We start from the raw sequence: 16,905 nt of genomic DNA, 5'->3' as shown, positions 1-16,905 counted from the left end.
GATGATCTATGATCAAAAACCTCTACTTTTTGACTAAAACACCTGAACAATGTCTGCAAAACAGTTTGCTCTTTCCTCGGATCTCATCAACGAGCTGTTGCGCGGTATGCGCCTGCGTGGCGTCGAATACCGGCGTATACAAGCCAGTCCGAGTTTCGGTTTGGGCTTCGCTGAAAAACCTGGGCATGCCTGGTTCCATTTCATGGCGGTCGGCAATGCGGTGCTGCGAATGGCGGACGGCACCACCTACGCGCTGTCTGCCGGCAACGCCGTGTTCATCTCCCATGGCGCCGCCCATCAACTGTCTTCCCATGCGGACGCACCCGTTCAGGACATCGAACGCCTAGACCGCGTCCCCCTCGGTGACACCGTATGCGCGGTTGACACCGGAACCGATGCCAGCCCAACGCCGAGCACTATTTTGTTCAGTGGTTGCATGGAGTTTGAACTGGGCAGTATCCATGGCCTTGGCAAGCTGATGCCGGGCCTGATGTTGATTGATGCCGGCGGCCAGCGCTACCCTGGACTGGTGCCCATCCTGACCACCATGGAACGCGAGGTCAGCGCCGCACGTGTGGGCTTCGCCGGCATCCTCGCGCGGTTGGCCGACGTGGTGGCCGCCATGGTCGTTCGCGGCTGGGTAGAGTGCGCTTGCGGTAATGCCTCTGGCCTGGTCGCCGCCTTGCGCGATCCACGCTTGGCCGGTGCGCTGCTAGCGCTCCATCAACAACCGGGCCGCGACTGGACCGTTGCCCAGTTGGCAGAGCAATGCAATACCTCACGCTCAGCCTTCGCGGATCGCTTCCAGGTGACGATTGGCATGACGCCGCTGCGCTATGTCACCGAACTACGAATGCGGCTTGCAAGCCAGTGGCTGACCCTGGAAAGGCTGCCGATTGAAGAGGTAGCACAGCGCTTGGGCTATACATCCCAGGCCGCTTTCAGTCGCGCATTCAAACGCATTACGGGCAAGACACCGGGGTTAAGTCGCAAGGTGAGGCAGCCCGCTGTTACTTGAAGCTGAGCGCACGTAGTCGACGGTCTGTGCCTCTGAATCATTTAACGCCCGTTACGTCGAGGAATGGGTCACGGCAGTGCACAACCGACTAAAGGACTGTCAAGTATGACAGTAGACGCCTGCAACGCCTCATCTGAGAATGAACGCCACGCGGCGAGAATCCCCAGCCTCTGATACTGGGCCAGCACGTTTGCCGCCAGCACTCGATGAGGGGCTCAGTCATGGAGATCACTGAATGCCGTGCCGCAGACAACGTCATCTTGACACTAAAGCAGCCGATGAACGCGCGACGCACACGCCTGCTGTGCGGTTATCTGCGCCAGATCAATCCGCCGGCCGAGTATTTGATCCTGGTCGAGGAATGGACGGCGCAAGCCCATTACGTGCAGTTCAACCAAATTACAGGGTGCGTGCGTATGACCAAAAAACTGCGGCCACGCCCGGCCTGAGCATCCGCTCATGAACGTGCGTTCACGTAGCATCAGCGTAACGCTGGTGATCGGCGTGTTCACCACCATGGGGTGGTGCAGGCGGAACGCGGCCTCATTAAACCCTCGCAGACCTCAGCTGTTGATTGACCTCCACAGCAGCGGCGTGCCCAGCATTCGGCTGGAAATCAACAGCACTTGGCTGCTTCCATCGCAGGGGGGATATCTATGCCCAACGCTTTTCCTAATTGCTGCAACGCCTCACCCGGTACATTCGAAATACAAATGACACTGTCAACGGTGCGTGTCGAGCGGGTGGCGTGTCATCGGCTCATGCGTGGCCCGCGCGGGTTGGATGTGCACAATAGCTGCTGACGAAGGACGGCATGTGACGGAGCTTAGGGCGTATCAGGTGGCGCGCGTCGGCATCAGCGCGTAGTCTTTTCCCACCGCTCCCAAGACCGCACTTGCCCCCAGGTTAACCATGGCAGGCCGGACCCAAACCGTACGCTCCTCCAACCGCCGGATATGCCCACGGCGCAAATGCGCCCGTGGCGCGGCGTGAACCCCACCGCCTGCGGTCGCTCTCCCCCCGAGGAGCCTCGATCTGCAGGACCCGGTAGCTGAAGAAAGGTTGCTTCCCCTTCGCCACGCGTTTTTTATTTAACATTTTCGGTGCAGTGATCTCGGGCACCGTCACATTTGTCAGACCACTGTCCTGATCGGTGGTGTAGAGCTGGACGCGGCTTTGACCGGGGGAGTTATCGAACTGCAGGTGTCGATAGCCCCCGCTGCCGGTGGCATTGATGGGTAGGTCTTGGGCTTCCCAGCCGTCGGGGTGATGCATCAAAAAAAATTTTCTATCATCAACAAAATGGCCAAACCACTGCAGATACCAATAACAAAGCATATCAGCGGCCATGTTTGATCCACGAACCCGAACTTGGGGTTATCGCGCCAATCGCGCGCCCATGCGTCATCTGGGTCAATCGCATTCATTGCCTCAATTTCAGGCGGCCAGCAAGGAATACGACTCGTAGTCATCGCTAGCCAGCGACCAAGTGCAATGTAACTGTATGGGAGAGAAAAGACCAAAGAGATCCAAGGCCAACGCGCACATCCCGCAAACGTTCGCAAAACCGAAAAAAAGAAGCCTTCTTTTCTGTCATGAATAGGCAAGCAAATCGACGCATCAACATACGCCTGTGCCGCACCATCGTCACATTCCATATAGCGCCGAATGAACTCCCACAACTGCAGCACATTCTCCCGCCCACCCGCCAGCACATAGCCAAGTGAAAATGTTTGCAACACAGTATTACCATCCTCAGATAAAACATGCGCCCTCAAGTCGTAGGATTTACCAGCCGGCTGCGTCGTCGCCTCCCCAACAAAAACAAAAACACTATCCCAAGACGCCGTCAGCACACTCCCATTCTGACAAAATATATGAAGCTGCCTTGTCCTTCTATTTAAACGCATAGGATAATGAGTCCATCTAAAACACTCACTTCGGACAAGCCAGCGTATCCCAATCGCTATGACCAGTAATAGAGGAAAAAAATCAACCATAACACCCAACTGATCCAGTTCTCATCATCACCGATCGGAGGCCATAAGAAATATACCGCCCAATAAAAATAAATAGCTGTAGGAAATAATGCCAGCGCGCCCACCAAACCCAGCCAGACATTAAAGCCTTTACCTGCATACCAGCGATCCACCACCTCTAGGTAAGTAGAATTAAGTTTGATTACTGACAAAAAATTATTCGGATCTACATCTATGGAGCGTGACACATCCAACTTCTTTTTACGCTCCTCATCGTGCAACGGACGATTTACTGGATAGCGCAGCTTGCCAAATTCGAGACCTGTATAATCCATATCAACTCCTTAACGCTACTTGCAACTCAGCCATCTGCACTTCGTTACTTGAATAGCGAAAACCAACAAGCTTTCCGAATCTGCGGCTCGCGCTTCAGCGACGGCTTCGCACTCGGCGGTTTTGGCGTCGAACTGCGCCAGCACTGCGTCCGCTTCATTCATGTCAAGTTGATCAAACAGCTTAAGCGCCTGCTCACCGGCACGCTGTCTATGCAGCTCATCCAACGGGGAATGCCCTATCAAACCTCGGAGCGCTCCTGATGACCGGCAGCCGGCCGCCATCCCTTACGCTCAGGCATAGGCGTTTCGCTTCGTTCTTTCAGGGTATTGGCCCGTAGGTTGGCGCCAATAATCGGACCGAAGTCTTCCGCGGTCGTAAGCTTGGGAATGGGTTTGCCAGGTTGGCCGGCTTCTTGGATCTCTTTGGGCCAACGTGGCGCCCAACACAGCAGTAAAGAAATCCAATGACACAGGGCATGCAGCACGATCAGGGGCGAGAGTAAGGTGCCCGTGATCAACGCGGTAATCTTTCCACCGTTGCGCCAGAAACCGGACATGAAACGAAGGGTTGCTCGAATCGGCTCGATTGGGGTGGGTCTCAGAGTGAGCAACCTTTTCGGCTTGGGAACGGCTTGTGGACCCTCCTCCATATACCGGCGGATGAACTCCCAGAAACCAACCAGTTCCTGATTACCGTGCATAGGCCGCCCTAACATGAGCAATTCATCGTAACCAGCCCCGGAATGATCGGAAAGGAAGCCTAAGATCAAAAAACCGCTGGCCCCGATAAAATCAGGATCCTCTGGATTGATCACTGGGACCACTGCGCCCCACGGCAACGTGACGAGCCCTCCTGCGTAATCTGGGCGATTCACATAGACCTGCCGAGTTTTGCGATTGAAACGCGCGATTAAATGTCGCTGAGTAAACAACTCGACACGAATCCATTTCCAAGTGTGTTTCCAAAGAAGGTAATTCATCACGAACCAAAGACTGATAATTGAGACACCAAAAAACCACCCATCAAGACCTACAGATTTTTCAGTATTAAAGTCTGAAACAAGAACACCTATGACCGTCCAAACAAAGCCATAAAACATGTAAGAGTTCAGCCCAATGGATAATGCCAGGAAGGCGAATGCAATCAGCCCTCGCTTCTCCTCTTGGAAAGCTGCGCGCACATCAATGTAATTTTCACCAAACTCATATAATGAGCCCGCATCAGTAGGGACATCACTAGCTGACTCATAAACCCCCCATAGTTTTGCATTTTCATCCAAGCGCGTCGCAATCGACGAAGCTACCCCTTCGCTTGTGGCGGCGTCCTTTTTCCAATGCTCTCGCGCTTCTGGATCTTCTGTTTTTACAGACCACATCATACGCTCAAATAAAAACATCATTCACCAACCATACTAGTGAAGGCAGACTCCAAACCTACAACTTCTTCAGCCTGGCCCTTAAACCCTTTAGTTTTTTTACTTTTCCGAAATACGGACTTTTCACACCACGCTTCAATAGCCGCTGGCTCAAATAACCATATTGCCCCACCAATAATCAATGCGATCCAAGCAAGTCGAGCTAATCCCGCCCGCATCACAAGTAGCGCTCGCTCCGCCGCCAAACGCGCCGCTACCACCTCAAGGACCTTAAGGAGTTCCAAAGTAATAGCATTACCGGTTCTAGCTATTAACATTCGTAAATACGGACCACTTCCAGATATCGCAATTCCTAGAGAAAGAAATGCAACTCCGAATGTGGCAGCTCCTTTAACACCGTATGCGAACGCTAACGAAAACCGCTTTTTGTGAATTTGATCGACAGCAGTGCTCACATCTAGCGAACCACCAATCACACCACCAATCGCGCCCAAAAAACCACCGTACAACTTCAATCCACCGCCCCAACTGGCCGCTATTCTTCCCGTTGCCGTGGCAGCCCCATATTTCTTACTGGTCCACTCCGCCCCGGTATGCATCAAATCCAGCGCGACGGCGGTGGTCGCCAGTGCTGCCGCGACAAATTCCGCCTTCTGCTTGTTGCCATCCGGCATCGCCTGGGCCTTGTTGTAGAGCTGAAACGCTTCGTACAGTCCCACAATCACCCCGATCCGCAAGGCATAAAAGTTGCCCACCTTGCCGGACTCCAACTCTGCCTGAACCGAAGCGCGCACCCGCACCTGCAACTCCGCACGCACCCGGTCAATGCTCTTTGGTGTCTTGGCCTCGGCCAGTTCCTCCAGGCGCAACTGCGGTGCCAATTTGCCCAGGCGCCAACTCACGGCGGTGGTCAGTACATGGGCCATGGCCTTATCAACACTATTTGGTGAACCGTAGGTGAATACGCCTTTGGCCAACTGCGCGTACCAGCCCATCAGAACGCCCATCTGCGAACGGGCCAGCCAGTCCATGGGCGCGAGTTTTTCGCCATCGGCCAGGACTTTGTTGGCTTTTTCGAAGGTATTGATGATGCTTTTACCGCGCTTGATTTCCTTGATCGCGATGGCAGCAATGTCCTTGAGCGGCAGACTGGCGAACAGTGATTTACTTTCGGTCAAACCGACCCGTGTGTGTTCGATGAGGTCCTGCTGATTCAAGGCATAACCGCGCCAGAACAGGTTGCCTTCGGCGATTTGCGTGTCTTCCCACCACTGCGCCAGCAGGGCTTGGCCCGGTGGGCACGCTTCCATGCCCAAGGTGCACAGCGCGGCCTGGATCGCGAACGCCCAGCCACATCGCAGGTCCTGTGGGTCATAGGCGTACAAGGCGTTAAGCAGGTAGGTGCTCTGCAAGACGATTAAATGCTCTGCGGCTCGCGCTTCAGCGACGGCTTCGCACTCGGCGGTTTTGGCGTCGAACTGCGCCAGTACTGAGTCCGCCTCATTCATGTCAAGTTGATCAAACAGCTTAAGCGCCTGCTCACCGGCACGTTGTTTGCGCTGGGCGATCGTCTCCTCGCCTATTTGCTGACGAGTCATAGCCTTGCCTGTCTCGCGCATGCTTTCACGCGCCGCGACGCCAGGATCGGGGTAACGCTGTTGGGCCTCTGCGCGGACTTTTACCATCTCCGCATACAGTTCGACTTCAGTCATTCTCAGACTGGCGCGGTTGCGTGCTCGGACGATGTAGTCTTCACGCGCTTCCTTGTTGGTGTCCGGAAACAGGCCTTGCAATGTGTCTTCGGTATGACTGGTGTAGGCCCAATCATCGATGCTTTCATCGGCTTTTTTAATCCGGTGTTCACGGATTCCCTCGCGTACATCCTTGAGCCGCAACGCAACCTGAACACGCCAGTGATTGGTGGCGCCGTCCTGCTCTTCATTCAGCCAGGGCTCCGCCCCTTCGAGCGCCGCATTACGCCAGGCGTTCAGCTCCTGGGTCACACCGATCGCATCACGTAGCACCAGGGCAGCGCCTTGGTCTCGCTCCAGCGCATCCCGCAATGCTACAAGACGGATATGTGATGAGATCAGACGCCCACTGTCCAATGCATCCGATGGACACAGTGGTGGATAGGCCTGTTGACTCAGTGCATTGAGCAGGGCCGGAGAACGTGCGGCCAACTGCGTCGGCGCAGCGTCCTGAGTCGCCGCCGTAGCGGTGATGCCCAACGCTTTATATTCCAGTACCCATTGGGCCAAGGCCTGCGGCTCAAGGCTGAAGGGTTGGTGACGGTTGCCGTTAACCCAGTCCGCAGGGCTGAAGTACTGCATTTTCTCTTCGTTTGAAAATGCCGCCGCGGACTGTTCGTACTCATCCAGCTTGGCTTTGGACAAGGGGTCAGGCGTGTACAGCCAATAGGTGTTGTTGACCTCTTCCGGCTTTTCAATACTGACCGCCGAGGTCGAGGGCGCGTTAGCATCTCGGGAGCAACTGAACGTCAGGCTTGGGGCGGGTGGGTAGAGCGGGGCGAATTGATAGAGCCGCGCATCGTCAGTGACAAAATACGACTGCCAGGTCTTCAGGCCGTTACGCTCGACCAGCACATACAGGTAACTCTTGCGCAGCATCCGCGCACTGAAGCGCACTTGGGGGAAGTCAAACGACTCGCCCAGCGCCACCACCGCGACCTTGTCCAACAACATCGGGCTGTCGCTACAAAAAGCCGAATGCCTCAGCGGGAAAATCAGCAACCCCTGCTTGTTGCAAAAATTGCACTTGCCAGGCCTACACGGCACCATTGAGTTTTGACTCGCGTTGATTATTGGATTGCTCATAGCAAGATCATCCAATGAGTGGCCTGACCGATACTTGGGTAATGCGCCTGTATCCGCACGCACCTGAAGTTTTTCGCCAGGAAAGTGGCCACCTTGGATTTGCTCACTATCGCCCCCTCTAATCCATTCAAAAAAGCTCGCAACTGGCACATTGAAGGGCTGGAGAAACTAGCCTGCATGAGCGTGCTCCATTTCATGTTTGAGACGTAGAAGTTCATCGCCACTCACCGACCCCATCGCCTCCCCAAAGGTAGATCCCACTTTTCGAGCGTCCTCCAGTACCTGACGAATTCGAGAGTGCTGGTCAAAACTGCGATGCAACCAAACTCCGAAAACTGCGTAAGTGGCTTGCTCCACTTGTCCCTTGAAGCCTTGTTCAACCGCGCGCCGGACTAAAAGAGTTATTTGTGTGATCCAGTCAGGCTCATAGGCACAACCCAACGTCCGGAGCATATGAACTGCCGAGTTCACCACTTCAATCTGCTTTAATGCTGACCACTGTTCGGCATTAGCCAGGAACGGTGCTCGACTTATTGGTGCAAGTGAGGGATATACCGTTTGCTGCAGCTGCGCCCCTTCATCCAAATAGATCCACTGCTCGACACCGCTCTCGAGTTGCATCAACTGCGGCTTATCGAAGACAACAGGAAGTTGTGCCATCACTCGAGGATCATAGAACCGCAGTCGGGCCGTACCGCTGCCGTGGAGCAGCTTGAGCTTTGAACTCAGCAGGCTGGCCAACGGCTGGGGGGACAGCGAGGAAGATAGCCATCCAGCCACCTGCCGTAGGCGACAGTCAGAAGTCATCGTTTGCTGTATTGCTAGGTCAACGCTAGCGTCCAACAAATCATCGTGACGCCCTTCTAATCTCACCAGTACCGGTGCTTTTTGAGGTTGCTCAGCAAAGTCGGAATGTTTCAAATACGCCATATTGTCTTGCGCCCGCTCCCGCACAACTTGATCCAATGCATGAGGACGCGCCATATCCAGCAATACGTAGGTGTTGGGGTATGAAGCCACCTTGTTAAACAGCAGGTCCTTGATCCCGCTGATCTCTGTTTCGTTCACAGAGGCCTCCCTTTCCCTAAACAACAGATGCACCCGACATGTCCGCTTCGCTATTTTTGAACTCGCAACCCGTGAACCGCCCTTTGTTCAACACTGCTGGATTAGGAGCACCATTCTTCGGGCCCGTTAAGGCGTGCCGCTGCGCCTTGAACGTCACCGTCCCCGGCGCATGAATCTCAATGTTGCCCCCCACCAGCCGAACGGTCGCGCCCTGCACACTCAACAGCACCTGCTCTTTGCCCTGTACAAGCCCGTTGCCCTGGGTGCTGACCAGGCGAATGTTCTGTTGTGCCGCCATGCGGATCTTGTCGCTCTGCGCTTGCACGCTGACCGCGCCGCTGGCGGCGTGCAGGGCGATGCCGGTGTTCGCAATGGGGCGACTGTCGCCCCCTGCGCCACGGGTAAACAGCATCAGGCCTTGAGCCGCGAGAAAGGCGGTGTGGCCTTGGGCGGTGAAGTTGATGTCCGCGCCGGCGTTGAGTAGGCATTGAGTACCCGTCGCCCAGATCTGGTGCTTGGGGGTCAAACTGAGCACGCCCGCTTGGCCATAGAGCGCGAGCAGCGGCTTGCTCCACGCCGCCACTTGCCCCTCGCCACCGCCAATGCCCGTGCCTGACGCGGTTCCCTGTTGTGTCGCCTTCAGACTTTCCTGGCTGTTCTGCAGGGCTTCACTGGTGGGCAACTGCTTGCCGTCGCTGGCTAGCCCGGCCTTCTGCTGTCTGGCGTTGTCGGCCAATTGATCCACTTGGCCTTGGGCTTTTTCCAGCTCGGCCAACAGACCCTTGGCCTGCATTTGCTGGTCAGCCGGCTCCGTCGTCAGCAATAGCCCGGTACCGGCACGCAATGCACCTTGGGCCTGGGTGTGCAGTTCGACGCCATAGCCTCGGTCAGCCAGGCGTTGGTTGTCTTTGTTCTGTTTGAGGTGCCCTAACGTCAGACCACTGTCTTGATCGGTGGTGTAGAGCTGGACGCGGCTTTGCCCTGGGGTGTCGTCGAACTGCAGGTGTCGATAGCCGCCGCTGCCGGTGGCGCTGGTGGACAGGTCCTGGGTTTTCCAGCCACTGAGTACCCCGGCGTGTTGGTTGCCGGGAAACCACGCCGGTGCGTTGCCGGTACTGCCGGAGGCACCGCCTGCGATCTGGTTATGCGCCGCTTCGGCCTGGCCCCGGCCGTTGTACAGCGAGCCGATGACCACGGGGCGGTCGATCTGCCCTTCGAGGAACTCCACCAGCACCTCCTGCCCGACCCGGGGCACCCAGGCACTCCCCCAATTGCCACCGGCCTGGGTCGCGGCCACGCGCACCCAAGTGCCAACACGGGCGTCTGCCGGCGCATTGTCGGTCGCACGAGGATGGGGGCGATGGCTGGATGAGCGTTCACCGCGCTGCCAGTGGAATTGCACCTTGATGCGTTGGTCGCGATCGGTCATCACGGGGCCTCCGTCGCCGATCACAATGGCGCTCTGCGCACCGTGGACGGTTGGGATGGGATGCAGGCGGCGTCCGTGACCGTCTTGGGTTTGCGGTCGATAAGGGTGACTGGCGGGGATGAGTGTGAAGTGGTTGCAATACACCGCCTCCGGCTGGTCGGGCACAGGCCCCAGCCCTGCCAGTACCGCCGCTTGCAGCTGAGCATCCAGGTTATTGCGGGCCTGATGGTGCACCCGTATGCACAGCATGGGTTCGTCCGCCTGCACGCTGTCGTGGTTACTCAGGCATAGAGTGGCCCCTGGTGCCAAACGTCGCCATGTCCCCAGGCTGTGCACTTGGCGACGCGCAACCTGCTGAGCATTCAGGTGCTGGCGTGCACGCTGCTCACCCTGGGCTGTGTCCGTCCAGGCATAAGGGCCGGCGGTGTCCTGGTCCACACATCCACTGATGCCGGTGTCGCCCTGAGCGTGTCCTGACAACAATGAATTGCTGCGGTAGTCCCAGCTTTGGCGCTGTACCTGCCCCACCATCCAGCGGTGCTCTTCCGCCCATTGCTGAACACTGTCCTCTGCCTCGGTGGCGTCGCTGCGATGAAAGCGCACGGATACCGGCGCATTCGGCGCCAGTTTGCGGTTGCTGTCGGTCAGCACCAAGGTATGACTGCCCAAGTTCGGGGCCTGGGCATCACCCAGATGCTCAAAGTGATAGGCAATGCCCTCCTCCGCCAGCAGCCGCTGCACAAACGCCAGGTCACTTTCCTGGTATTGAGTCGTCAGGCTGCGCTTGCGGTACACGCCCGGATCCTCCAGGGCCCAGCGCCACTGCGGCTGAATCACGCCCTTGCTATAGAAACCGAAAATTTGCTCGAAAATCTCCATCACGGTCAGGTCATGAAAGGCGTAGCTGTCTTGCCGGTGTCGCAACAGGCTCAACCATGGCTCGATCCGTAACTGATAACGGGCCAACCCACCATTGCTGCCGACGCGTGTGCATTGGCTGACATGCCCGTGAAAAGGCCGCAAGTCCGTGCGCGAGTCAGCACACTGCAACTGCACCAACACCGGTGCGCCGACCAGTTGTTCAATGGGCAAACGCCCGTCCGCGGACAAGGCACTCAGTTGCAAGCAGTACCCTTGCTGGTCTAGCGCCTCCCAGCCGTCGAGGTATTCGGCGACCAGCGTGTCTGCGCCCAAGGGGGTGTGCAGTTGCAAAAGGCGCTGCTGTTGCGTCAATGCGGTAGAGAACGTCACAGGTCATCCTTCCCGGCGGTGTTCATTTGATCTGGTAGGTAAAGCCGCGCTTATTAGCGCCGACTTTGATTCGCGACAAGGTCTGCCTATCGGCCATTCGTGCCAGGACGGCGTCGGCGATTTCAGGCAGCAGGCTGCCATTGATGATCTGGTCAACGGCACGGGCGCCGATGTCGACTTCAGTGCAACGCACCAGCAGTGACTCCACCAGCGCATCGTCGTAATGAAACTCGGCCTGGTGATTGGCTTCGACACGGCGACCAACGCGGTCCAGCTTCAAACGGATAATCGCGGCCAGCGAGTCATCATTGATCGGGTAGTAAGGCACAACGTCCATGCGGCCGAGAAAGGCCGGCTTGAAGGTCTTGTATAGCGTGGGGCGGATCAGCTCCGACAACTGTTTGACACCCGGCAGTTCATCGGGCGTTTTGTTGAGGCACGCCTGCATGATCAACGACGAGGCGGTATTGCTGGTAAGGATGATCAATGTGTTACGAAAGTCGATTTCACGCCCTTCGGCGTCGTCCAGCACACCTTTATCAAACACTTGGTAGAACAGCTCCAACACATCCGGATGGGCCTTTTCCACTTCATCCAGCAGCACCACGCTGTAGGGCGCGCGCCGCACGGCTTCAGTCAATTGCCCGCCTTCGCCGTAACCGACATAGCCAGGGGGCGAGCCTTTGAGGCCTGAGACGCTGTGGGCTTCCTGGTATTCGCTCATGTTGAAGGTGATCAGCTTGCGCTCACCGCCGTACAACGCATCGGCCAGAGCCAGGGCGGTTTCCGTCTTGCCAACGCCGGAAGGTCCGACGAACAGAAATACGCCCTTGGGCTTGTCCGGGTCCTCAAGATAAGCGCGGGCAGTGCGCACTCGCTGTGCGATAGAGGCCAAGGCATGGGGCTGACCGATGACCCGGGCCTGCAGCACATCACCCAAGGTGCGAACCGTACGAATTTCATCTTTGACCATTTTGCCCAAGGGTATGCCAGTCCACGCGGACACCACTTGGGCAATGACATTGGCGTCAACTTGCAACGGCAGTAAGGGGGTCTCCCCTTGCACCTTGGCCAAGGCGTCCATCGCTCGGGCTAATTCCAAGCGCTGCGGTGGCATGGGAGCTTTTTTACGCGCTGCCGTCAACGCATTGGCCGACGGCATTCCCTCCTCCAACTCGCCACGCAGTTGCGCAATACGTTGGACCAACACTGACTCTTGCTGCCACAGCGTAGTGGCCTCATCTAACTGTTGAGTCAGTGTCGCGGAGTGGGCTTGCAGTTCGTTCAAGTGTTTTTCGTGCTGACCGCCACTGGCGAGTTCTCGGCTCAATGCCTGCCGCTGGACCTCCAGTTGCTCTAGCTGTTTTTGAAGGTCAGCAATCATTGCGGGCCGAACACCTTGGCTCAAGGCAACTCGTGAACAGGCCGTGTCCAACACGCTGACGGCCTTGTCCGGCAGTTGCCGGGCGCTGATATAGCGGTGCGACAAGCGCACTGCCTCAGTGACCGCCTCATCCAGCACGCGGACGTTGAAGTGTTGCTCCATCAGGGGCACCAACGCCCGTAACATAGCCGCTGCTACCGACTCGGACGGCTCATCGACCTTGACCATCTGGAAACGACGGGTCAGAGCGGCGTCTTTTTCAAAGTATTTTTTGTACTCAGACCACGTGGTAGCCGCCAAGGTACGCAGCTCACCTCGCGCCAGGGCCGGCTTGAGCAAGTTGGCGGCATCGTTCTGCCCGGCGGTGCCGCCGGCGCCGATCAGCGTGTGGGCTTCATCGATAAACAGAATGATGGGGATCGGGTGCTTTTTTACTTCCTCAATCACGTTCTTCAGGCGCAGCTCAAACTCGCCTTTCACGCTGGCGCCAGCCTGTAACAAGCCCATGTCCAAGGCCAACAACTCAACACCCACCAATGCGCTGGGCACATCCTCGGAGACGATGGCGTGCGCCAATCCTTCGGCAACCGCCGTTTTGCCGACGCCAGCTTCACCGGTGAGGATCGGGTTGTTTTGCCGGCGGCGCATGAGGATGTCGATCACCTGGCGAATTTCCATCTCGCGCCCGATCACCGGATCCAGATGGCCGTCACGGGCGCGCTGCGTCAGGCTGGTAGTGAACTGATCCAGAGCGGGTGTTTTTACCTGTACAGTGACACCTTCATCGGCACCGGGTATGCAGGCCACATCGCTGACGTGATCCAACTCCTGAGAGCCTTCTGTGAAGCGGTCAAAATGAGCCTTGAGGTCCTCTGGCGACAACTTCGCCAGAATGGTAGAGCTGCGGGTCGCCCTTTGCGCCAAGGCCGGTTGGGTCAGCAATGCCAACAGCAGATGACCGCTGCGAATAGCGCCGTCCTGTGCCTCAAGAGAAGCAATCAGCCATGCACTCTCCAGCCATACCGGCAGTTGTGTCGAGAACACTGGGGTGCGCGTACTGCCGTCGCGTAACGTGTCCAACTCCTTGCTGAGTTCCGATTCCAGTGTCTCCTGGCTCAAGCCACTGCGCTTCATGATGACTGAGACGTCACTGTGGCGCTGCTCCAGCAAGGCCAACAGCAGGTGTTCAACCTCCACCTCAAAATGCCCACGCGCCCGGCAACGGCTGACGGCCTGTTCGGCGGCTTGACGGCACGTGGAGTTCAGTTTGGAGATCAGTGTTTTCAGTGAAGTGCTCATCCTGCGTCCTTGAGAAAAGTCGTGGTCAAACCGCCAGCGTTGATCCAGGGGTTAATGCAATGTGGTGATGCGGTAACGGACGTCGGTCCGATTCATGGATTGGTGCTCGGTAACCAGAAAAGCATCCCAGCCCAGTCGCCTGCTGCCCGATGGCGACTGGGCTACCCCACCCACCTGGTCAGCCTGCAATATCAGGCGAACCTCAAACTCCAGGCTGCTGCCCGCCATCAACGTCAGCCATGTTGCCAGCGCCTTCGCGCCGTTCGCACCGGGCAAAAAGTCATCAAACGTTTCGCGCAGCAGCGGCCCGATCCATAAGCGCACGCGTAAATCACGCTGCCAGACCCGGCCACCGACCAACGCATTACGCCCCAACGTCAAGCCAGGGGCGCCGAGGTGGGAACGCTGACTCACCGGCACCGAATGCCAGCCGCCGACAAACTGTTCGATTAGTACAGGCACCTGAAAATATTCGCTGAGCACGCGCTGTAAATAAGCCGCCGACAACGGACGATGACCTATGGCACCGCTGTAGAACCCGAACGCCTGGTCGCAGACACCGCCCGACGCCGGATCATTGGAAAGGGAGCGTTGAGTCAACCCGGACAGCGCTTGGGTCAGCGGCAAAAAACGCCCCTGACGGTCCAATTCGTATTGCAAGGCGAGCCGATACTTCTTCCAGGCGCCGTAGAACAACGCCGTGGCGCGATTGCTGAAGATGTCCAGAAACGCTCGCGCTGCCCGATCACGATGGACGGCCTCCCGCTCCCCCAGGCGTTCGGTGTAGGACAACGGTAAAGCCCCCTGCCCGCCCAACAAGCCAAAGAACGCCGGCGTGAGTGACACCGAATCCAGATGACCCTGAAAATACGCCTGCCAACGCTCCACCCGTTCCAGCCCCTGCTCGGGGAGATCCGCCAACATCTCCATCCGTTCAATTTCACTGGCGGGAAACCCCAAGGTCAGGGTGTTATGAAATTGCAGACGCTTACCCACTACCTCGCCGGGGCGCTCACCCTGGCCAATAAACAGATGTTCCAACACCCGAACCGCCTGGAAAAACTCATAGCGGTAAGGGTGTTCGACCATCTGCGCAATCACACCAGTATCGAGTCGCCGCTTCGGGGTTGGCATCGAAGGACCTCCTCACCGCTGTGTTTGGATATCAGCACCAACTGCGTGAAGCTATTGGCGTGGACGTAAAGCCCAAAGAAGTGATCTACCACCTGGGCAAAGATATGCAGGCCGATACCGACAAAGCTCTCCTCATCAATCACCAGGCGTATTTCAGTGCCCCGCGCCACGCTGGCGAAGTATTTGCCTGGCAACCAGGCGGTAGCCGGGCGATGGCTCAACTCGTGAATACCTTCGATTTGCCGGGCCGTCGTGGCTGAGCGTTGCAAGTCGTACAGTTTGAGCATCTCGCGCAAGGCGGCGGCTCCGCCCTCAACCAGCGACAAGTGATTGAGCGACAGATGGGAAATCAAGCGCCATTGCGCTCCGCGATCACAAGCAAAACGCACCGCCGCTGTTGGCTTTCGCAACAACGAAATACGCTGCGCTAGGGATCCACCGGGCATTCGTAGATCGCCACTCGGCACGCCGTAAGCAAGTTGCTCAGGGAGGTTACGGTTACTGCACGTGAGCTCCAGGCTTAACGACGAACTGCCTGGTGAGATGGGGTCCATGTCGGGATCGACGATGGTCAATTGCAGTTCATGGCCAGGGCTTTTACGCGCGAGATCTTCATCACGGTGCGCTACCCAATAGAGGGCATTGCGCTCCAGACATTCGCCATGGTGCAAGGAATAAAAGGGCCGAATTTCGCTAACTGAATTACCACCCGCTGTTTCGGTGGCACGCGTCACCGATTCGATGGCATGCACCTCAAACGCAGAGGCCGCTTGCTGATCGCCAACTACGTTGTATGAAACGGCCTGGTGCGACACCAATATTGGTCGCGCGCGCTGTCGAAACAGGTTTACCACTGGCGTGCAGTGCAAGCGTATGTTGGCTGCCGACAGCCCCTCCAGCAAGCGCGAAGCGGTCGAACCTGGGAGCACGTCGCCGAGCAATAAATGCAACGTGAAGCGCCGGCCTTGGGCGCCGTTCAAATCACAATCAAAGAAGCCAAATTTCTCTGGAAATGCGAAAAACTCCGTGAGCAACCGATAGGCCGGATGCGCACGCGCCGGCCAGTCAATCAGCGCCTCGTGCTCGGCAAAACCGACACTCTTCATCGGTGACGCGGGGAGTGCCTGCCATTGCCCGCTATCACCCGATTCCAGATAGGCCTTCACGACATTCAGCGCCAGCACATCCCGCAACACCGCGCAAAACGAAGGCTCACCGTCGATAAACAAACGAACATGGTCCAGCCCCAGTGCTTGGATGCAGGCATGCGAAGACAGAAGTTCGAAGGTTATCGAGAGCTGAGCGCTGGCCTGGAGCGGCAACTGCACAGCACGGGGCGCCTGAACCAAGGGACTGAAGCGCGCCGAAGCGATCCGCAAGGGGGCCAAAATCACGTTGTAGACCGTGCGAAACCGGCACTCGACCCCGCGTACAGGGCGGGAAAGCAGCTCAGTGCCGCGCGGCAATGTCACGCATTCGGACAATGTCCCTGCACCACTCCCCAGGTCGAACTCGGTAATCGAGCAAGCCGGGAACGGGCGTAAGTAGTGGGGGTACAGCACTTGCAACAATGCTTCGGTAAATTCTGGGTAATCGTCCTCGATCTTTTTCGAGATGCGTGCGCCCATCAGTGCGAACGACTGAATCATGCGCTCAACATGGGGATCTTCACTGACATCTCCGGCCAGCAGCAACCGCCCGGCGATTTTCGGATAGCGCTCAGAAAATTGGCGAGAGTAACTGCGCAAAAAAGCAAGTTCGCGCTCGTAAAACGGCAGAAGGTCGTCCATGGACA

13 protein-coding genes are annotated in these 16,905 nt (G+C 57.2%); 3 read left to right on the top strand and 10 right to left on the bottom strand.

Translation table 11 applies throughout. From position 1 onward, the window contains the following. Window positions 1–49 precede the first annotated feature (49 nt). Window positions 50–1,018 carry an AraC family transcriptional regulator gene (locus tag BT204_RS24190; RefSeq protein ID WP_072448494.1) on the top strand — a complete coding sequence of 323 codons (969 nt, stop codon included), beginning with the start codon at window positions 50–52 and terminating at the stop codon, window positions 1,016–1,018. A 221-nt stretch (window positions 1,019–1,239) separates the two neighbouring features. After that, window positions 1,240–1,467 carry a hypothetical protein gene (locus tag BT204_RS24185; protein ID WP_054921197.1) on the top strand — a complete coding sequence of 76 codons (228 nt, stop codon included), beginning with the start codon at window positions 1,240–1,242 and terminating at the stop codon, window positions 1,465–1,467. 457 nt (window positions 1,468–1,924) lie between these two features. On the opposite strand, the gene BT204_RS27955 is transcribed toward BT204_RS24185, so the two are convergent. The 3 genes from BT204_RS27955 to BT204_RS24170 are packed head-to-tail and all read right to left on the bottom strand — an operon-like array spanning window position 1,925 to window position 3,332. Further along, a complete protein-coding gene (locus tag BT204_RS27955; RefSeq protein WP_156359074.1) occupies window positions 1,925–2,368 on the bottom strand; it encodes a hypothetical protein in 444 nt (147 codons plus the stop codon). After that, the gene (locus BT204_RS24175) at window positions 2,293–3,018 is read right to left on the bottom strand and encodes a DUF6708 domain-containing protein (protein ID WP_325168233.1); all 726 of its coding nucleotides are present in this window, start codon (window positions 3,016–3,018) and stop codon (window positions 2,293–2,295) included. Before BT204_RS24175 ends, BT204_RS27955 begins: the two co-directional genes overlap by 76 nt. Continuing rightward, on the bottom strand, window positions 2,985–3,332 hold the full coding sequence (locus tag BT204_RS24170) for a hypothetical protein (protein ID WP_054921204.1): 348 nt from the start codon (window positions 3,330–3,332) through the stop codon (window positions 2,985–2,987). The genes BT204_RS24175 and BT204_RS24170 overlap by 34 nt, the downstream gene beginning before the upstream one ends. Window positions 3,333–3,380: 48 nt before the next feature. Here BT204_RS24170 and BT204_RS27735 point away from each other — a divergent pair, with 48 nt between their 5' ends. Continuing rightward, complete coding sequence (locus BT204_RS27735) at window positions 3,381–3,593, top strand: hypothetical protein (protein ID WP_139271542.1); 213 nt, start codon at window positions 3,381–3,383, stop codon at window positions 3,591–3,593. On the opposite strand, the gene BT204_RS24160 is transcribed toward BT204_RS27735, so the two are convergent. The 7 genes from BT204_RS24160 to tssF form a co-directional block, all read right to left on the bottom strand. Next, the gene (locus BT204_RS24160) at window positions 3,572–4,732 is read right to left on the bottom strand and encodes a DUF6708 domain-containing protein (RefSeq protein ID WP_054921209.1); all 1,161 of its coding nucleotides are present in this window, start codon (window positions 4,730–4,732) and stop codon (window positions 3,572–3,574) included. The two genes, BT204_RS27735 and BT204_RS24160, sit on opposite strands and share 22 nt — an antisense overlap. Then, window positions 4,729–7,509, bottom strand: a complete 2,781-nt coding sequence (locus BT204_RS24155) for a T6SS effector BTH_I2691 family protein (protein ID WP_275668965.1) — start codon at window positions 7,507–7,509, stop codon at window positions 4,729–4,731. Before BT204_RS24155 ends, BT204_RS24160 begins: the two co-directional genes overlap by 4 nt. Before the next feature lie 204 nt (window positions 7,510–7,713). Continuing rightward, the gene (locus tag BT204_RS24145; protein ID WP_054921215.1) at window positions 7,714–8,613 is read right to left on the bottom strand and encodes a DUF4123 domain-containing protein; all 900 of its coding nucleotides are present in this window, start codon (window positions 8,611–8,613) and stop codon (window positions 7,714–7,716) included. Between the two features lie 16 nt (window positions 8,614–8,629). After that, entirely contained in the window at window positions 8,630–11,293 is a 2,664-nt protein-coding gene (locus tag BT204_RS24140) for a type VI secretion system Vgr family protein (protein ID WP_054921218.1), read from the bottom strand. 22 nt (window positions 11,294–11,315) lie between these two features. Continuing rightward, window positions 11,316–13,976 (bottom strand): type VI secretion system ATPase TssH, encoded by a 2,661-nt coding sequence (gene tssH / locus BT204_RS24135; RefSeq protein ID WP_054921220.1) that lies wholly within the window; start codon window positions 13,974–13,976, stop codon window positions 11,316–11,318. 51 nt (window positions 13,977–14,027) lie between these two features. Further along, window positions 14,028–15,110, bottom strand: a complete 1,083-nt coding sequence (tssG, locus tag BT204_RS24130) for a type VI secretion system baseplate subunit TssG (RefSeq protein WP_072448488.1) — start codon at window positions 15,108–15,110, stop codon at window positions 14,028–14,030. After that, entirely contained in the window at window positions 15,074–16,900 is a 1,827-nt protein-coding gene (tssF, locus tag BT204_RS24125; RefSeq protein ID WP_054921285.1) for a type VI secretion system baseplate subunit TssF, read from the bottom strand. Before tssF ends, tssG begins: the two co-directional genes overlap by 37 nt. Window positions 16,901–16,905: the final 5 nt, after the last annotated feature.

The sequence above is a fragment of the Pseudomonas sp. NFPP02 genome (assembly GCF_900119355.1).
Classification (GTDB): domain Bacteria; phylum Pseudomonadota; class Gammaproteobacteria; order Pseudomonadales; family Pseudomonadaceae; genus Aquipseudomonas; species Aquipseudomonas paracarnis.
This window is presented reverse-complemented; position numbering and strand designations above follow the sequence as displayed.